Annotated in this window: 16 protein-coding genes and 1 riboswitch; of the genes, 4 read left to right on the top strand and 12 right to left on the bottom strand. The window is 40.0% G+C overall.

From position 1 onward, the window contains the following. Positions 1 to 156: 156 nt before the first annotated feature. From LT143_RS11135 to LT143_RS11125, 3 genes are all read left to right on the top strand, one after another. Positions 157 to 714, top strand: a complete 558-nt coding sequence (locus LT143_RS11135; RefSeq protein ID WP_246943056.1) for a GNAT family N-acetyltransferase — start codon at positions 157 to 159, stop codon at positions 712 to 714. 177 nt (positions 715 to 891) lie between these two features. Beyond that, the gene (locus LT143_RS11130) at positions 892 to 1,023 is read left to right on the top strand and encodes a YfhE family protein (RefSeq protein ID WP_246943055.1); all 132 of its coding nucleotides are present in this window, start codon (positions 892 to 894) and stop codon (positions 1,021 to 1,023) included. Between the two features lie 76 nt (positions 1,024 to 1,099). After that, a complete protein-coding gene (locus LT143_RS11125) occupies positions 1,100 to 1,294 on the top strand; it encodes a YfhD family protein (protein WP_246943054.1) in 195 nt (64 codons plus the stop codon). A gap of 269 nt (positions 1,295 to 1,563) precedes the next feature. On the opposite strand, the gene LT143_RS11120 is transcribed toward LT143_RS11125, so the two are convergent. Both LT143_RS11120 and LT143_RS11115 read right to left on the bottom strand, forming a co-directional pair. After that, entirely contained in the window at positions 1,564 to 2,340 is a 777-nt protein-coding gene (locus LT143_RS11120; protein WP_246943053.1) for a YczE/YyaS/YitT family protein, read from the bottom strand. Positions 2,341 to 2,460: 120 nt separating this feature from the next. Beyond that, positions 2,461 to 2,542, bottom strand: a riboswitch (cyclic di-GMP riboswitch). A 137-nt stretch (positions 2,543 to 2,679) separates the two neighbouring features. After that, positions 2,680 to 4,116, bottom strand: coding sequence for an alanine/glycine:cation symporter family protein (locus LT143_RS11115; protein ID WP_246943052.1), 1,437 nt, complete (start codon positions 4,114 to 4,116; stop codon positions 2,680 to 2,682). Positions 4,117 to 4,323: 207 nt separating this feature from the next. Here LT143_RS11115 and LT143_RS11110 point away from each other — a divergent pair, with 207 nt between their 5' ends. Beyond that, positions 4,324 to 4,503, top strand: a complete 180-nt coding sequence (locus LT143_RS11110; RefSeq protein WP_246943051.1) for an H-type small acid-soluble spore protein — start codon at positions 4,324 to 4,326, stop codon at positions 4,501 to 4,503. A 131-nt stretch (positions 4,504 to 4,634) separates the two neighbouring features. On the opposite strand, the gene pepV is transcribed toward LT143_RS11110, so the two are convergent. From pepV to argJ, 10 genes are all read right to left on the bottom strand, one after another. Next, positions 4,635 to 6,047, bottom strand: coding sequence for a dipeptidase PepV (gene pepV, locus LT143_RS11105; RefSeq protein WP_336296598.1), 1,413 nt, complete (start codon positions 6,045 to 6,047; stop codon positions 4,635 to 4,637). 2 nt (positions 6,048 to 6,049) lie between these two features. Beyond that, a complete protein-coding gene (locus LT143_RS11100; protein WP_246943049.1) occupies positions 6,050 to 6,862 on the bottom strand; it encodes a DODA-type extradiol aromatic ring-opening family dioxygenase in 813 nt (270 codons plus the stop codon). Between the two features lie 296 nt (positions 6,863 to 7,158). Next, positions 7,159 to 8,553: an argininosuccinate lyase gene (argH, locus tag LT143_RS11095; RefSeq protein WP_246943048.1), complete on the bottom strand. Its 1,395-nt coding sequence runs from the start codon at positions 8,551 to 8,553 to the stop codon at positions 7,159 to 7,161. An 884-nt stretch (positions 8,554 to 9,437) separates the two neighbouring features. Then, entirely contained in the window at positions 9,438 to 10,655 is a 1,218-nt protein-coding gene (locus tag LT143_RS11090; protein ID WP_246943047.1) for an argininosuccinate synthase, read from the bottom strand. 84 nt (positions 10,656 to 10,739) lie between these two features. Further along, on the bottom strand, positions 10,740 to 11,711 hold the full coding sequence (argF, locus tag LT143_RS11085; protein ID WP_246943046.1) for an ornithine carbamoyltransferase: 972 nt from the start codon (positions 11,709 to 11,711) through the stop codon (positions 10,740 to 10,742). A gap of 13 nt (positions 11,712 to 11,724) precedes the next feature. After that, positions 11,725 to 14,946, bottom strand: coding sequence for a carbamoyl-phosphate synthase (glutamine-hydrolyzing) large subunit (carB, locus tag LT143_RS11080; RefSeq protein ID WP_246943045.1), 3,222 nt, complete (start codon positions 14,944 to 14,946; stop codon positions 11,725 to 11,727). After that, positions 14,933 to 16,015 carry a carbamoyl phosphate synthase small subunit gene (locus LT143_RS11075; protein WP_246943044.1) on the bottom strand — a complete coding sequence of 361 codons (1,083 nt, stop codon included), beginning with the start codon at positions 16,013 to 16,015 and terminating at the stop codon, positions 14,933 to 14,935. The genes carB and LT143_RS11075 overlap by 14 nt, the downstream gene beginning before the upstream one ends. A gap of 15 nt (positions 16,016 to 16,030) precedes the next feature. Further along, on the bottom strand, positions 16,031 to 17,215 hold the full coding sequence (locus tag LT143_RS11070; RefSeq protein WP_246943043.1) for an acetylornithine transaminase: 1,185 nt from the start codon (positions 17,213 to 17,215) through the stop codon (positions 16,031 to 16,033). Continuing rightward, positions 17,205 to 18,062: an acetylglutamate kinase gene (argB, locus tag LT143_RS11065; RefSeq protein ID WP_246943042.1), complete on the bottom strand. Its 858-nt coding sequence runs from the start codon at positions 18,060 to 18,062 to the stop codon at positions 17,205 to 17,207. Before argB ends, LT143_RS11070 begins: the two co-directional genes overlap by 11 nt. Then, positions 18,025 to 19,251: a bifunctional ornithine acetyltransferase/N-acetylglutamate synthase gene (argJ, locus tag LT143_RS11060; protein WP_272495773.1), complete on the bottom strand. Its 1,227-nt coding sequence runs from the start codon at positions 19,249 to 19,251 to the stop codon at positions 18,025 to 18,027. Before argJ ends, argB begins: the two co-directional genes overlap by 38 nt. Positions 19,252 to 19,259: the final 8 nt, after the last annotated feature.

The following is a 19,259-nucleotide window of genomic DNA, read 5'->3' as shown; positions in this document are numbered from 1 at the left end:
GGGAAGGCAAATGGTGCGCCACCAGCAGAGCTGGTCCTAATGGGTTCGATTCCCATCCCGAAATTTTTTTAATCAACATCATAAAAAATTTCGAGGGTGGGAGTCCTACTACACGTATGGACATTTATGCCCTCATGAGATGAGGAGGGGATCAGCATGCTAAAAAAACGTGATCTTAACGATTGTCAAGCTCTTTATGAGCTGATGGTGCACCCAGACGTCTTCCCTTTTGTGCGCCATAAAGCTGCAACTTATGAAGAATTCTTATTCCTTACCAAGCAAACGATTGAAGCAGAAGAGCGCGGTGAGATTATCTCTAGAACGATTTTAGATGAATGGGGAAACCCAATTGGTACCATCAACTTATTTGATATTCAAGATCAAGCTGGTTTTTTAGGAACATGGCTAGGTAAACCATACCATGGCCTAGGATATAATAAACTGGCGAAGGATGCCTTTTTTGACGAATTATTCTTTGAACTTGGAATTGAACGAATCTTTATGCGTATTCGCAAAGTAAACGTTAGATCATATAAAGCTGCTGAAAAGCTTCCCTACACCATCTTCGCAAATGAAACAAGAACCAGTCTTTATGAAGAGTTGAACGCTAAGGAAGATATTTATAACCTATTTGAAATCCCTAAGGATCTTTATAATCTTCATTCTATGAGAAAGCCTTATTCATTCCAAGAAGATCACCTGAAAGAAGCTTAATACTTGGTTAATGGTCGCGCCTTTCTTCGTAGACGCTGCAATAAAAGCCAAATATACAAATTTATTTAAAATATGTAGTCTGCCAATTTTGGCAGACTTTTTTGTTTCAATAAATGAATAAGCCATACAGAATTCGGTAACGATGATAATAAGTTCATGGAAGGTGAGGGATTTATTATGGCTGATGGTAAAAAAAGAAAAGACAAATCTAAAAGCACATTAAGCAGTATGCAAGAGGTTACATATTCACGAGAGTTTAGAATGGCTGACCGAGCTGGTGGCTTCATTAGCAACAAACGTAATTCCTAATTATACCGGCATGAAGTGTGACCCTTCGTGAAAACATAATCAAGTACCACCATTATAACTTCTGGAGGGGAACCATATGCCAACAAATCATGGACATAAAGCACGAGACAAGAATGCTGAAACATTACCGCAAACTCCTAGTTATGCAAAGCTTCCATCTGACGGACGCGATGTAGAATTTTCACGTGAGTTTGCAGATCAAGCGGATCAAAAAGCGTTAGAGCGCTCAAATGCTGCTGATGTGAGAGCAAAGGCACGGGAACGTAAATAATTAAAGGGGAGGTAGCTTATGGATAAGCTATCTCCCCTTTTATTAACAACTATAGTTATCCACAATCCACAACACTTTGTGAATATCTTAATTTTTTACTGGTATAATAGTACCTATTTAGTGTATTGCAATTGTGGATATCTTTTCTAATTTTTGTGGATAATGTGTATAAGTCTGTGGGAAACCTTTTGTTTTCTGTGATTTAAGCTATATTAATTGTGGATAAATATATATATCTGTCCTTACGTTCAAATTAGCTCGTCCAACATTTAATCTCCTTGTGTTGAAAAGTTATGTTCTGTTCTAACGTGTTTAGCTCTAGTAATCTGAACATTAAAAGAAAAAATTGTAAACTTACATACCAAGTCTTTTGATACATCTAAGTGAATATTTAGCTCTCTTAGTTCAATGGTTTTATCATAGGCAAGTTGAATGATTGGTCCTAATAGGAATGAGTTCAATAATGTTACTGCAAGTATGGGTGAACCTAAAAAGTACCCTATCACAAGAGCACTGAATTCCGTTAAGGTTGTTACTTTTCTTAATGAATATCCAGTTTTATCTTTCAACATCAAAATTAGCCAATCAACAGGACCTGCACCTAGGTCCGCTGCCATATAGACTCCCGTACCTATTCCTATCAGAAGAATACTTACTAAAACATATAGAGATACAGATACTGGTGAATCTACATCTGGAATAATGTTTGAAAAATAAACGATGTCTATTAAAAAACCTAGTAATACCATTTCCATATATGTACCAATTTGAGGTCTTTTTTTCGTTACTAGGATATTTAGAACCACTATCAGCAGAGAAGCTACAATACTCCAAAATCCTATGCTATATCCTAACCTATTATTTAGACCGAGATAGAGTGTGTCCCAGGCGTTAAGTCCGAGGTAAGCAACTTTTAATGAAAAAACAGTCCCTACGGCTGAAATTAAAATACCACTAAAAAATAGTAACAACCTCTCGTTTAATCGTTCCTCACGAACCATCCTATTACGATTTAATCTATCTCGACCTTTTCGAGCAAGCCTCACAACCAAGAACACCCCTTAGGTTTGTAACAAAAAAACTGTTTATATTTTTTTTGGCATTAAAAATAGGCTACTCCGATATCAGAGTAGCCTTCTATAACAAAATAGCTATGAAGATTCTAATTCGGTAGTCCAGCCATCCTAGCTATGCCTTAGATCTGTGACTTTGCGTCCTTCTCTTTCAAGAAGTTTGCCTTTATCAAATAGTATAATAGTACTGGTTATAAAATATCATATTCTTCCAGATATATCTATGTATTCCATTCTACAATATATGACAAAGATCGGATACAACTACGTGATGTATGAAAAAAGCGGATGGATTTTACCACCCGCTTGCTCTTATGATTCCGCTAGTTTTTTTGCTTCTTTTTTTTCTAGATTTACTGGCCAGCTTTCTACACCTTTTAACCCTTCAATATCGTCAGCATAGAAGACTGGATCTACACCCTGCTTACGCTGAGCAAGATAATTTTCCAGAGCTTTGAATGCATACTTTCCTAACAAACCGATAGCAACTAGATTTGTTAAGGCCATAATTGCCATTGCTAGATCTGCGAAATCCCAAACAATTTGTAAGCTTGCTACTGTACCAAACATTACCATTCCTAAAGCTAATACACGATATACGAATAAGGCTGATTTGCTCTTATTAACGAACTCAATATTCGCTTCTCCATAATAGTAGCTTCCAATGATTGAGCTGAATGCAAACATAAAGATTGCAAAGGCTACAAAAATACTTGCCCAGCCACCAAAATGCTCTGCCATTGAGGCTTGAGTCAATTCAATCCCTTGTAGTCCTGTTGTATATGAATCAGATAAAAGTATGATAAACGCTGTAGCTGTACAAACGATCAGTGTATCAAAGAAAACCCCAAGTGCTTGAACAAAGCCTTGTTTTGCCGGGTGAGAAACTACTGCTGTAGCTGCAGCATTTGGCGCACTACCCATACCCGCTTCGTTTGAGAATAAACCACGCTTTACTCCCATCATGATAGCAGCACCAACTCCACCACCTACAACCTGCTCAAGTCCAAATGCACTTTTAATAATTAATGCAAAAACTGCTGGAACTTCTGATAGGTTAGTAAACACAACAAAAGCTGCTAACAAGATATAAAAACCTGCCATGATAGGAACAATTGTAGCTGAGAACTTTGCAATACGTTGAACTCCACCAAAAATGATAATCGCAGTTAATACGACAAGTAGCCCACCAATAATTGCCTCGTTAACACCAAAAGAATTCTTAAATGCAGCGGCAATCGTGTTACTTTGTACCGCATTGAACGTTAATCCAAACGAAATGATAATTCCAAGTGCGAACAAGGAACTCAACCATTTCGCACCTAGTTGTTTTTTCATGTAGTAGGCCGGTCCACCTTTAAAGCCACCGTTCTGATCCTTTACTTTATAGATTTGAGCTAATGTACTCTCTACAAAAGCACTTGCTCCACCAAGTATCGCAACGATCCACATCCAGAACACAGCACCAGGTCCACCTAAAGCAATCGCCATAGCAACCCCCGCTACGTTACCAGTTCCAATACGAGTAGCTGCTCCGATAAAGAAAGCCTGTAAGGAAGATATAGATTTCTCACCTGGAATGGATTCATTTTTATCCTTAAGTACTCTAAACATTTCACCAATTTGAGTCAGTTGCATAAACTTCATTCGAATTGTAAAGTACAACCCTAAACCTAATAGCAATCCAATTAGAATGTATGACCATAAAATATTATTTGCATGCCCAATTACCTGCTGAAGAAACTCCATATTGTTTCCCTCCTGATGTCGAATTTTGTAGAACCTTGAAAGAATTATCTAAAAATTCAGTGCAAATGTCAATAGTAATTTTTAACTTCTCTCATTTAACGCTTTAAAGGATTGGGGGCCAGGCCCCCAATCCTTTAAAGCAACAAAGTACATAAGAGTATAAGTAGTACGTTCGAGACAAATAGTAACTAGATAGGAGGTGAGCATATGGATGCTAAACGTACACAAGAAATTGCTTCATCACCAGAGATGATTAATGTCACTTACAATGGTGAAAAGGTTTATATTGAACATGTGGATCAGGACCAAGGAAAAGCAACCGTTCATCCTTTAAATAATCCAGACAAAAAGATTAGTGTATCAGTCACTAGCTTAGAAGAGAATTAAAAAAGGCATTCCCTAGAGGAGAAGGATGAACAACTAGTTCGTCCCGCTCTATTGGGAATGCTTTTTATTTTGAAATTATTCGACAAGTGCCTGTCACCACGACCGGCTCGACAAATATCGACAAGTGCCTGTCACCTAGCGAGGTTGTAGATGGCTCTTGCATAGATGGCTGTTGCCTTGAGGAGGTCTTCTACCTCGATGTATTCATCTTTTTGGTGGGCGGTCATTTCTTTGCCAGGGAAGCAGGCTCCGAATGCTACACCGTTTTCCATGAAACGGGCATATGTGGCTCCACCCGTTGATAGTAAAGTAGGTTCTAAGCCTGTTTCTTGTTGGTAGGCTTCTTGTAGTGCCTGAATCATGGGGTGGTCAGATCCTACATGGTGTGGTGGTGAGACTTTTATGTCTTCCACTTCAAATCCTTTTTCTTTTACTTGTGCAGTTAGGACTTCCTTTGTCTCCTCAAATTTTGTTGTAACAGGACAACGAACGTTTAATTGAACGGTACCGCCTTTTTCTTCTTCAAAATGGAGAACTCCAGGATTAACGGTTAATGGTCCTGTGATGTCATCCTTGTATGAGATATTTAATGTCTTCCCTTCAAAATCAAGGTGTAGTTCATCAAGGAAATCTAGGAATTGTGCTGCTGTTCCGGTGAAGTCAAAATCTCTTAAGAAACTTGCTAATGTCGTGCCTGCATTCACACCGATGTGGGGCTCCATGCCATGAGCTGAGAGGCCATATAACGTAATCTCTACAGAGTCGTCTAAATGGGTAATCTTCCTTCTTACTCCTTGCTTTGTACAGAAGCCTTCAAATTCTAGAAGGAGATGATCAACACTTCCTTGTAGAATAACCGTTGCCTGTTCTGGAACCATATTACTTCTCTCTCCTGCTTTAAATGAGACAAGTCTTACTTCCCCTAAGTACTCCTCTGTAGCTGGTCCAATTACAAGTCTCGTATTAATTTGGCCCTTTTCGGCATTAATTATAGGAAAGTCAGCATCAGGTGCAAACCCGACAGAAGGCATGGTTTCAACCTCTTGGTAGTGCTTCATGCAGCTCATACCACTTTCTTCATCCGTTCCAAAGATAAGTCGGACTCTTTTTTGTAGAGGTAGGCCTAGTTCTTTTACAATCTTCAATCCATAATAAGCAGCCATCGTTGGACCTTTGTCATCTATTGCTCCTCTTGCAAAAAGCTTTCCGTCACGTATTGTTGGTTCAAAAGGAGGGGTTGTCCATTCTCCCGTTGCTGGGACGACATCGACATGACAAAGGATTCCAATCATATCATCATGGCTACCATCACCATGTTCAGCATACCCGGCATAGCCGTCAACATTTTTCGTATGAAAACCAGAAGATCCAGCCTTAGAGAGCATTAAATCAAGGGCCTCTCCTACTTTTTCACCCATTGGGAAACGAGTTGATGTTGAACTTTCATCTTTTACACTTTCAATCTTTAATAGCTCTTTCAAATCTTTTAAAAGCTCTTCTTTTCGAGCTAAAACCTCTTCATACCAGTTAACCAATCTAATCACCTCTATTTTTGATAATACGCAGTACAAATGAGACCAAAATACGTAGGCGCTTCGTACGATAAGAATTCACTCTTACGTTCTGTCTCTGGTATCGCACCTGCTAATATTAATGTTTGCCAAATTCCATCTGGCTTAGCATTTTCTATGTAAGTTGAATCAAATTCTGTCATTCTTTCTAACTTGTCCTCTATTATAAGGGTTACCACTTCTTGGTCTAATTGCTTGGCTGCTTCATGAAATCCGTATGGGCCTTCTTCATCATGAGCATGTGCCCAGTCGCAGCTGGCAATTAAGCCTATCCGTTTAGGAGATTGTTGCACAGCTTTTCTAAGAACTTTTCCAAATTCAATATGCGCCTCAAATGATATGTCTCGTGAAGGAGTAATGATTACAACAGGAACATCTGGCATGAAACGCAACGGCACGATTGCACCCCAATCTAGAGGTAGGCATGAAAATGGCCCGGCGCTAGTTGCGTAATTAATAGTCCCAACAGGAAGCTGCTGTTCTTTTACCAAGCCCTCAATTAGAAAAGCCAACTCTCGATCAACGACTTTTTCCATTTGAAAACTAGCTTCATTCTCCTCCACAATCCCTAGCATTCTTTCAGAAGCCGAGATTGAAAATTGACCATTAATCTTTGTTCCGTGAGGAGTTAATAGAATGATCGTATCTGGCTTTGCGTTCTTCATCTCCTCACCTAATGTAATCATGCTATCTCTTGTTATCTTCATTCTTGCTGGTAGCGCCCCCTGTAATTCTGGGATGATCTCACCACCATGAGGTGCAATACATGAAAAAACAAATGGATTCATTATGAACACTCCTTTAAGTGTGCTTATCTTATTTCTTACATAGTTGGAAGATGGGGTCAAGGGATTTGTAGAGAGATTGGTATTTTTCGCCATAAAAGGAATTTATAGAAGGAAGAAGCAGATATTCCAGGTGCCATTTCTAGAATTTAATTCTAATGTGTTCTACTTTTTCTAGTTTTCCGGATTAATTTTTTGGAGGAATAAGAGTTTATGCGTATTTTTTTTTATATACGTCTTGCCACATTCCCATACTTAAAAAAATCCGCAGGCTTTACACCTGCGGCATTGACTATCATTTAAGAGATGGCCGGATATTCGTTTATTAAGTATTCCTCAGCCAGCTTAATTTGTTCTGCGACCTGACTTGGCGCTGTTCCACCATAACTTTTACGAGCGCCAACAACTTGCTCGGGCGATAACACCTTAAAAATATCCTCTTCAAAAAACATACTAAACTCTTTATACTCATCGAGTGTAAGGTCTAACAAGAATTTCTTTTTGCCAATGGCATACAAAACAATTTTACCAATAATCTCGTGAGCGTCTCGGAATGCGATTCCTTTTGTCACTAGATAGTCAGCAATATCCGTTGCATTCGAAAAATCCTGGTTCACTGCACTTCTCATTTTTTCCTTTTTAACCGTCATCGTATTGATCATCGGAGCCAATAGTTTCAAAGAACCCTCTAATGTTTCAACTGTGTCAAACATTCCTTCTTTATCCTCTTGCATGTCTTTATTATAGGCTAGCGGTAGTCCCTTAAGAACGGTCAGTAGTCCAATTAAGTTTCCGTACACTCTGCCCGTTTTGGCGCGCAATAACTCCGGAACATCAGGGTTCTTTTTTTGTGGCATTATGCTTGAACCCGTGCAGAAAGAATCGTCCAATTCAATGAATTGAAATTCTTGGCTTGACCAGATGACGAGCTCTTCCGAAAGTCTTGAGATATGAGTCATTAATAATGAAGCAATCGATAAAAGCTCCACGATAAAATCTCTGTCACTTACTGCATCCATACTATTTGGATACACTGTCTCAAATCCTAAAAGCTCAGCTACTCTTTCGCGATCGATAGGAAACGTTGTTCCAGCAAGAGCACCAGCTCCTAGTGGTAACCAGTTAACACGTTTTAGACTATCTTGAAATCGTTCCTTATCTCGTTGAAACATCCAAAAATAAGCCATTAAATGGTGAGCAAAAGAAACTGGCTGCGCCCGTTGAAGATGAGTGTAACCAGGGATTATCGTGTCTACATTATCTTTCGCCTGATTCAGTATGGCTACTTGCACATCCTGGACGAGTGAAATTAGCATTTCGGTTTTACGTTTTGCATAGAGATGCATGTCGGTCGCAACTTGATCATTTCGGCTTCTTCCCGTATGAAGCTTCCCACCAACCGGTCCAATCATGTCAATGAGCAGTTTTTCAATATTCATGTGAATATCTTCGTGCTGAACGGAATATTCGATTGTATTGTTATGAATCTTTTGTTGAATTTCAAGAAGCCCAGCCTTTATCTTCTCGACATCTTCCATTGGAATGATGTTACACTCTCCTAGCATTTGCACGTGTGCCAGGCTTCCCTCGACATCCTCTAGTGCAAGTTTTTGGTCGAATGTTATGGAAGCAGTGAATTCTTCCACAAGCTTATTCGTTTCTTTAGTAAAACGTCCACCCCATAGCTTAGCCATTTCTTTATTCCTCCCATGCTCACTACTCTGAAAAACTCTTTTTCTGTTTTTCCTTGTCACATTCGTTTTTTTCTTGCGACTCCGATCTGTTTTCTTGCGCTTTGGTCATTATTCTTGCGACTTTGGATCGTTTTCTTGCGAGCTCACATTTTTCTTGCGGCTCCGACCTATTTTCTTGCCGCTTTGCTCATTATTCTTGCGACTTCAGTTCATTTTCTTGCGAGCTCACATTTTTCTTGCAACTCCGACCTGTTTTCTTGCCGCTTTGGTCATTATTCTTGCGACTTTGGATCGTTTTCTTGCGAGCTCACATTATTCTTGCGGCTCCGACCTATTTTCTTGCCGCATTGCTCATTATTCTTGCGACTTTGGATCGTTTTCTTGCGAGCTCACATTATTCTTGCGGCTCCGACCTATTTTCTTGCCGCTTTGGTCATTATTCTTGCGACTTCAGCTCTCTTTCTTGCGAGCTCACATTTTTCTTGCGACTCCTACCTGTTTTCTTGCCGCTTTGCTCATTATTCTTGCGACTTTGGCTCTCTTTCTTGCGAGCTCACATTTTTCTTGCGACTCCGACCTGTTTTCTTGCCGCTTTGTTCATTATTCTTGCGACTTCAGCTCTCTTTCTTGCGAGCTCACATTTTTCTTGCAACTACAACCTGTTTTCTTGCCGCTTTGCTCATTATTCTTGCGACTTCAGCTCTTATTCTTGCGACTTCAGCTTTTTTTCTTGCGGCTCCGACCTATTTTCTTGCAACTCCAACCAATGTTTCTTGCAACTTTCTAATCTACCAACCTCTTCATGAAAAAGAAGAAAGGGCTCTCCTCTCTTCTTTTAAGATGGAATCATTATTAATAGATTATCCAGGTACTGTAATTCACAATTATGGAGAAACAGTTTCAGACTCTTTTGTATTCACCTGCGAATACACCTTTGTTGTAAGACCCCACAATTTAATAAATCCAACTGCCGCATTGTGATCAAATGCATCACCCTTTGAGTACGTAGCTAGCTCTTCATTGTATAAGCTATGTGGTGACTTACGACCTACAACAGTATGCGTCCCTTTATGCAGCTTCACTCGAATCGTTCCCGATACGACCTTCTGTGTTTCCTCCACAAAAGCGTCTAGTGCGTTTCGTAACGGCGAATACCATAACCCGTCATAAATTAGTTTTGTCATCTGTTGCTCGACAGATGTCTTGAATTGGGTAATTTCACGTGGCAATGTTAAGAATTCTAATTCTTTATGAGCATTGATTAAAATGAGTGCACCCGGATTTTCATACACTTCGCGTGATTTAATGCCAACCAGACGATTTTCAATATGATCAATTCTTCCTACACCATGCTTTCCACCAAGTTCATTTAGCGTTTCAATTAACTGAACAAAGCCCAGCTTTTCACCATTAAGCGAGACAGGCAAACCTTTTTCAAACTCAATCTCGACGTATTCTGCTACATCAGGAGTTAAATGAATCGGGTTCGTCCAGTCATAAGCAGCTTCTGGTGCTTCTGCCCACGGGTCCTCAAGGACACCCGCTTCACATGCACGACCCCAAATATTTGCATCGATCGAAAATGGATTATCTAAATCAACAGGAATGGGAATCCCTTTTTCTTCTGCATATTTAATTTCTTCATCACGTGTCATTCCCCATTCACGAACAGGAGCGAGCACCTTTAAATTAGGGTTTAACGCTTGAATCGACACCTCAAAACGAACCTGGTCATTTCCCTTACCTGTACAGCCATGTGCTACCGCAACAGCACCTTCTTTTTCCGCAACTTCTACAAGAAGCTTTGCAATAAGTGGACGTGATAATGCTGAGGATATCGGATATTTCCCTTCATATAGGCAGTTAGACTTTAATGCTGGCGCAATAAACTCATCGGCTAATAATTTCTTTGCGTCAACCATATAAGCCTTGATCGCACCTACTTGAAGTGCTTTATTTTTAATTGCTTCCAGATCCTTACCTTCACCTACATCAAGCCCTAATGCAATCACATCATAGCCATATTTCTCTTGAATCCATTTTATTGAAACAGAGGTATCTAATCCCCCAGAGTATGCAAGAACCACTTTTTCTTTTGCCATTTTTGGATTTCCCCCTAAAAGCTTTGAATTAATATTTATATTAACGTATTTTTATGCATTATGCACGAAAAAAATTCTTATTATCTAACTCATTAATGCTTTTAAGATTGCCTTCTGTGCATGTAAACGATTTTCAGCCTCATCAAACACAACCGAATGATTGCCATCAATAATCTCTGCTGTAACCTCTTCCCCACGATGAGCAGGTAAACAATGAAGAAATATATAGTCCTTTTTTGCGTGTTGGCATAATTCTTCATTAACTTGGAAAGCTTGAAACGCCTGTAAACGCGCCTCATGCTCATCTTCCATGCCCATAGAAGTCCATACGTCTGTTACTACCACATCGGCATTCTTCACCGCTTCAATAGGATTGTTTGTCACGATAACTGAGCCACCCGTTTGTTTACTTGCCAGTTTTGCCTGATGTAGAATTACTTCATTCGGCTCATACCCTTCAGGACATGCTACACTAATGTTCATTCCCACTTTCACTGCTCCTTCAATTAAGGAATGCGCCATATTATTGTTTCCATCTCCGACGTAGCACATTTTTAATCCCGCAAACTTTCCTTTATGCTCTAAAATCGTCAGTAGGTCCGCCATTACTTGACAAGGGTGGTGTAGGTCCGTTAACCCGTTAATAACTGGGACAGTTGCACTTTGAGCAAACTCTTCTATAGAAGTATGACTAAAGGTTCGAATCATTAGTCCATCGACATATCGTGATAACACTTTAGCCGTGTCTGAAGCCGTTTCTCCTCTACCTAACTGAATATCCTTTGAACTAAGGAAGATCGCATGACCTCCCAACTGCAGCATCCCTACCTCAAAAGAAACTCTTGTTCTTGTTGAAGATTTTTCGAATATCAACCCTAACACCTTACCACTTAAGTAAGGGTGGGGAACTCCTTGTTTCTGTAGCTTTTTCATATAAAGCGCATCATCAAGTAGGGACATTAACTCATCAGGTGTACATTCCCCTATTGTAAGAAAATCTTTTTGGTTCATTGTCGTACCCACCCACTCTTGTTGCCATTTCACTTTATTCACCATCATTTCCACCTTTCTACACGACGATATTTTCAATTTGTACGTAATCACTCATTGCTTGAACTTTTATCTGTTCTGTCGGTTGTAAGCTTATTACTTTTCTAAATGTATCAAGACTTGTATAGCAAGGGACTTGATAGCGAGTTGATAGCTCTCGAAGGAAAAATCCTAGCTTCTGATCATTTCGACCATGAGTTGGAACGTTTAGTACCACGCCTACCTCACCATTTTTCCAAAGCATTTCTAACGCTTCTTTATTAGCTAATACACCCGTTGCCTGTATTCCGTTATCTTTCAAAAATTGAACGGTCCCTTTTGTTCCTATAATCTGATATCCATTATCTTGAAGTTCTTTCATGATTGGGAGACTTTCTTCCTTAGCAACCTCTGAAATGGAACAGAAAGCAACTTTATTTGTAATGGTATGTTGCTTGTCATCATGAAGGATTGCTTTTTGCATCGCTTCGGCTAGCGTATTACCTACTCCTAACACTTCTCCAGTAGATTTCATTTCTGGACTTAATACATGATCAACGCCCTTTAGCTTTGTTGCAGAGAACACAGGGACTTTTACTGAATAATAGGTTGGCTCTTGCAATAATCCTAGTTGATTAGATACGTCTTTTAGTGAGTCACCAAGTTGAACATGGGTCGCCCACTCTACCATTGGAATCCCTGTTACCTTGCTTAAAATTGGAACTGTCCTAGAAGACCTTGGGTTAACTTCTAATACATAAATAACATCATCTGAAATCACATACTGTATATTCATCATCCCAGTGATTGATAGATCAGTAGCGATTCTTGTTGCGTAATCTATAATTGTATCTTTCATTTCTTTTGAAATGGATACGGGTGGAAAAACTGTGATACTATCTCCTGAATGAACTCCAGCTTTTTCTATATGTTCAAAAACACCCGGTATGACAATATCTTTTCCGTCACTAATGACATCCACTTCACACTCTAGTCCTGGTATATAGGAATCTACTAACAATGGCCAGATTCTCTCATTGCCAGAAGCTTGTAATCTACTTATATAGTTGATTAGCTCTTTTTCCTTATAGAAAATATACATCGATTGACCACCGATGACATAAGAAGGTCTTACTAAAACGGGATATCCAAGCCTTTTTGCCTGCTCCACTAATTGGTTAGGCTCCGTTATTGTTTCACCTTTAATATGTGGGATTTCAAGCTTCTGTAATGCTTCATAAAACCGTTTCCGATCCTCTAGTGCATCAATTGCCTCAACAGAGGTGCCTAATAGAGGTACTCCTTCTTCTTGTAAAACTTGTGCAAGATTGATCGCCGTCTGACCACCAAACTGAATGAGTACACCATCAACCTTCTCTTTTTCTATTACGTGAAGAACATCTTCAGCAGCTAGCGGTTCAAAATATAGACGGTCCGCAATGGAATAATCCGTACTTACTGTTTCAGGATTATTATTAATAACAATAGCTTCATATCCTTTTTTCTTTACTGCCAATGCTGCATGAACAGAGCAATAATCAAATTCAACACCTTGCCCGATTCTAATTGGACCAGAGCCAATTACTAGTATTTTCTTCGTATAGACTGGAATTTGGACCTCGTCACTACCTTGCCAAGTAGAATAATAGTAAGGGGTAACCGCATCAAATTCAGCCGCACAGGTGTCTACTAACTTGTATCCTGGTTTCCACCCGAGCGCTTTGCGCTTCTCTCTTATTTCTTTTTCAGGTACAAAAAGCAACTGGGACAATCGTTGGTCACCAATATTGATTCGTTTAGCTTCTTTAAAAAGTGAAATAGGAAGTTCTTCAAAATCGTAAGAGCCGATCTCTTTTTCAAGGCTAACAATATTGGCCAACTTCTCTAAAAACCAGTAATCAATACTTGTTAATTGATGAATTTCTTCTAAAGACTTTTCTCGCCATAACGCTTCGGCTAGTGCAAATAAACGAAGGTCGGTTGCCGTCATCAATAATGATTGAAGTTCTTCTTCTGACCATGTATAGAGGGATGGCATCTTCAGACCACAAACGTTCATTTCTAATGACCGAATGGCTTTATTTAACGCTCCTTCAAACGAACGATCTATCGCCATGACTTCTCCCGTTGCCTTCATTTGAGTACCAAGTGTCCGGTCTGCCTCTGAAAATTTATCAAACGGAAATCTCGGTAATTTAACGACAATGTAGTCAAGCGCTGGTTCAAACGATGCATAGGTCGACCCTGTAATGGGGTTTATCAACTCATCTAAGTGATAGCCAATTGCGCATTTCGCCGCCATTCTTGCAATGGGATAGCCTGTTGCTTTAGAAGCAAGTGCAGAGGAACGGCTAACACGTGGGTTCACTTCAATAATGTGATATTGATTTGAGGTAGGATCTAATGCGAATTGTATATTACATCCTCCCACAATCTCCAATGCACGAATAACCTTTAATGACGAATCACGTAGCATTTGATACTGCACGTCTGTTAAGGTTTGAGAGGGAGCAACCACGATTGAGTCCCCTGTATGGACGCCAACTGGATCCATATTCTCCATATTGCAGACAATGATACACGTATCGTTCACATCTCTCATGACTTCATACTCGACTTCTTTCCATCCTTTAATGCTTCGTTCCACTAATACTTGATGAATAGGACTAGCCTTTAAGCCTTTTTTCAAGATGGTTTCAAGTTCCAAATCGTTGTAAGCAAAACCACCACCCGCTCCACCAAGTGTATAAGCAGGACGAATGATGACCGGATACCCGATGTCTTTTACAAATTTAACGCCTTCTTCGTAGCTATGAATAATACTTGATTCAGGAATAGGCTCACCAATCTCAAGCATAAGATTACGGAACTTTTCACGATCTTCACCTTTTTGAATGGAATCTACGGAGGTTCCAAGCAAGGCTACCCCATGCTTTTGCAAGATATGTTGTTCGTATAATTGAACGGTTAAATTTAAACCTGTTTGCCCACCAAGTGTACCAATCATGCCATCAGGCTTCTCACGTTTAATAATCTCTTCTATGGCAGAAACCGTTAATGGTTCCATATACACTTTGTCTGCGATTTCTGAATCGGTCATAATTGTGGCGGGGTTATTATTGACCAAGATGACGTTAATTCCTTCTTCTTTCAATGCAAGGCACGCTTGTGTGCCAGCATAATCAAATTCAGCTGCCTGACCAATGACAATTGGACCAGATCCTATAACAAGGACTTTTTTTAGTTCTTTACTTAACGGCATAGTTGACGACTCCTACAGACGAGATTTGTTGAATAAATTCATTAAATATATGTGCAGTATCACTTGGCCCAGGGTGTGCTTCTGGATGGAATTGAACGGATTGTACGGGGTACTTTTTATGCTTTAACCCCTCTACCGTTTTGTCATTTACATTTCGATACGTAATTATTAATTCTTTTGGATCAATACTGTCTTCCATAACCACATAGCTGTGATTTTGAGATGTCATTCTGACTTTACCAGTGAGTAGTTCTTTCACTGGATGATTGCCACCACGATGACCATATGCTAACTTCTCCGTTCGTGCCCCGTAAGCTAGTGCAAGTAACTGGTGACCAAGACAGATCCCTAAAGAAGGGTATTGCTGAGTCATTTTTTTTATTTCCTCAAACTGCCCTGCAAGCTCCATCGGATTACCAGGCCCATTACTGAAGACAATTCCGTCTGGTTTTAACTCTTGTACCTGTTTAAAGTTAAAGTGATAAGGTACAACCGTTACTGAACAGTTTTCATGTAACAGCGCATCTAGGATTGATTTTTTATAGCCGTAATCCATTAAAACCACATGTGGTCCGTCATTCTTATAGCTAATTAATTCTGTTGTTGAAACCTGCTCCACCCAAAACGGTGACTCATATTGTTGAACAAGCTCTTTATTATAAAAAGGATTTTTTGTAATGACTCCTTTTACCGTTCCTGATTTACGAATGCTTTGAACTAATGAGCGAGTATCCACTCCTGTTAGTCCCGATATCCCCGCTTGCTCTAATTGAGCTGAAAGAGATTTTGCTGCTAAAAAGTGACTCGGCTTATCACAAGCATCTCCAATAATTACACCTGAAACAGCTACTTTCTTACTTTCGTCATCAACTAAATTAATCCCATAATTACCGATTAACGGATAGCAAAATGTTAAAATCTGCCCAGAGTAAGAAGGGTCTGTCATCATTTCCTGATAACCAGTCATCCCCGTGTTAAAGACTACTTCACCGATACATTCTTGATTTTTTCCAATTATGGTCCCTTCAAACACTTCACCTGTTTCAAGGATTAGGTACCCTTGCTCCATTTCCTTACCTCCTAACTAGCTATCTAGCTCTCCTAAGACAAGCTTTAATACTTGTATAAAATGATCAACTTCTTCTTTCGTTGTCGTGAAAGGCGGTAAAATTCTAACTACATTTGGCCCCGCGGTTAAAATAAGGATTTGGTGCTCTCTCATTTTATCTACCACTTTGATCGCCTGGTCTTTCATCACCATTCCTTGCAGTAGCCCTCTTCCTCTGATTGTTTCAACGTGCTTGAATGTTTCTTGAACGACTTGCAGCTCTTCTGCTAAATATTGACCGATTTCTTTTGCTTGTTGAATGACGTTACTTGTTACCATGTGTTCGACTGTCGCTAAACCAGCTGCTGCTGCAAGAGGATTGCCACCGAACGTACTTCCGTGAGTTCCTGGTTCAAATCCTTTTGCGGCCTTTTCATTCGCAAGGATGGCTCCAATTGGAAAACCTGAACCTAAACCTTTTGCTAAACTAACCACATCCGGCTTGATACCGTATTGTTCGTAGGCAAAGAGCGTACCCGTTCTACCCATACCAGTTTGAATCTCGTCAACCATCAATAATAGACCATGCTTTTCACAAAGCTGTACGATTTCAGCAATCCACTCAGGATCAGCCGGGACTACTCCCCCTTCTCCTTGAACGAGTTCAAGAAGTACGGCACAAGTTTGCTCTGCCACCAGCTCTTCTAGCGCCGGTAAATTATTGTAAGGTAAATATCTAAAGCCAGGTAGCAGTGGATAGAAACCAGCCTGTAACTTCTCTTGACCTGTTGCAGATAATGATGCTAGTGTTCTACCATGAAATGATTGGGTAAAGGTAACAATTTCATAAGCATCTGTTTCTTTTACCTTTTGAGCATATCTTCTTGCGAGCTTAATGGCTGCTTCATTAGCCTCAGCCCCACTATTACAGAAAAACACTTGATCAAATACACTGTTTTCAACAAGTAGAGTGGCAAGCTGTTCTTGAACGGGAATATGATAAAGGTTCGAGCAGTGCCATAGTGATTGAAGCTGATCTTCCAACTTTTCCTTTACCACGTTCGGAACATGCCCGAGATTACATGTAGCAATGCCAGATGTATAATCTAAATATTCAACTCCCTGTTGATCCCATACTTTACTTCCTTTTCCTTTTACAATGGATAAAGGAAAACGATTATAAGTAGGCATGAGGGGTGAGCTTTTAACATTAGTAGACATAGTGGCCCTCCTCTGAAAGCACAATCTTCGTGCCAATCTCTAATCCTGCCATAAAATGTAGTAAACTATCTTTCTCTAACCCGTTTAGGATGACCACCTCAGGAATTCCATGTAATAGCCCATCAATAGCAGCTTTCACCTTCGGGATCATGCCTCCTGATATCATGCCAGACGAGATCATATCTTCCACTTTCTTTTTCGTAATTTGTTTTAATGTCATTTTTTCACCATTCAACTCGGTATAAATACCAGGGATATCACTGATCATGCAAAGCTTAGCACCAAGTGCTTTTGCTATTGCCGAGGCAGCTGTATCACCGTTTATGTTATAGCGTTGACCACTCTCATCCATTCCTATTGGAGAAATAACTGGGATAAAGCCTTTGTTCATCATACTATCCAGTGCCTTCCGATTAACCTCGACTACCTCACCAACGTATCCAAGGGTGGTGGCATCTTTCGTTGGACCTGCTTTTAATAGCATTCCGTCTACACCACTCATTCCAAACGCCTGCCCTTTTACTTGTAAAAGCTTTCGGACGATTTGTTTATTGACGGTTCCACTTAATACCATCTCGACTACATCCAGCACCTCAGCCGATGTAACACGAAGTCCGTTGATGAATGTCGCTTCTGTCCCGAGCTTTGACATCATTGTTGATATAAGAGGCCCGCCACCGTGAACAATGACTGGAATCACGCTTTGACTTTCGTGAAGCTGGACAATATTTTTATAAAAAGAAGGAGGTAATTGCTCCATAACACTTCCACCACATTTTATAACCAAGTACTCCATCACTTCGTCTCCTTTACGTTCGGTAAGAGGCATTGATTTTGACATAATCATAAGTTAAATCACAGCCCCAAGCCGTTGCGCTACTCTCCCCTTGATGTAGATCAATAAAGATTTGTACGTTCTCATTTTGAAGATATGCCTTTGCCTCCTCCTCATCAAATGAGTAAGGTAAGCCTTTTTCTACCACTGTAATCGGACCCATTTGAACGGTAATCTGTTCTGGATTGATTGGCTGACCACTATAGCCCACTGCACAGATGATTCTTCCCCAGTTCGCATCCGTTCCATAGATGGCTGTTTTTACTAGATTTGAAGAAATGACAGACTTACTAACGGCTCTTGCAACTTCTTCACTGTTAGCATGGTTTACTTGAACTTCAATCAACTTGGTAGCTCCTTCTCCGTCTCTAGCAATCTGTTTAGCTAGTGATTCACTGACTACCTTCAGTCCGTCAACAAATGTCGTCCAATCAGGATGATCCTTTGTTAACATATTGTTCTTCGCTTCTCCATTTGCCATGACGAGAACCATATCGTTTGTACTTGTATCCCCATCGACTGTTATCATATTAAAAGTTTGATTGGTGACTTCTTTTAATGCTGCCGATAGGTCCTCATAAGCAATCGCTGCATCCGTTGTTATAAAAGCAAGCATCGTTGCCATATTGGGATGAATCATTCCTGATCCTTTAGCCGCACCGCCAATCGTTACCGTTTTACCGTCAATGACGACTTGAACACATATATTTTTGACTCCTGTATCTGTTGTTAAAATGGCTTGCTCAAACTGTGTAGCCCCTACATAATCATCATGCAAAATCTCATTTATTCCGCTTTCAATTTTCTCCATTGGCAAATGAACACCAATTACTCCAGTAGAGGTTACCGCCACATAATGGTCTGGAATATCAAGCTTTTTAGCAAATAGGCTCTGCATCTTGATGGCATCCTGTAGCCCCTGATCTCCCGTACACGCATTGGCATTGCCTGAATTTACGAGGACTGCTTGAATTTTCTTTTCTTTCTCAATACTGTCTTGAGTCACCTTTAAAGGAGGTGCTTGAAATAGATTGGTTGTATATACCCCTGCCGTGATGGCAGGAACAGTTGAGTAAATGTAGCCAAGGTCTAAACGTTTTCTTTTTATTCCACAATGTATGCCACCCGCTTGAAAACCAATTGGCGTTGTAATATTGCCATCTATCTTTGTCATAACACTTTTCTTTTCCACTACTTGCATGAGGTCCA

Origin of the sequence: Bacillus pinisoli, from assembly GCF_023036475.1 — a bacterium.
GTDB classification, from domain to species: domain Bacteria; phylum Bacillota; class Bacilli; order Bacillales; family SA4; genus Bacillus_BS; species Bacillus_BS pinisoli.
This window is presented reverse-complemented; position numbering and strand designations above follow the sequence as displayed.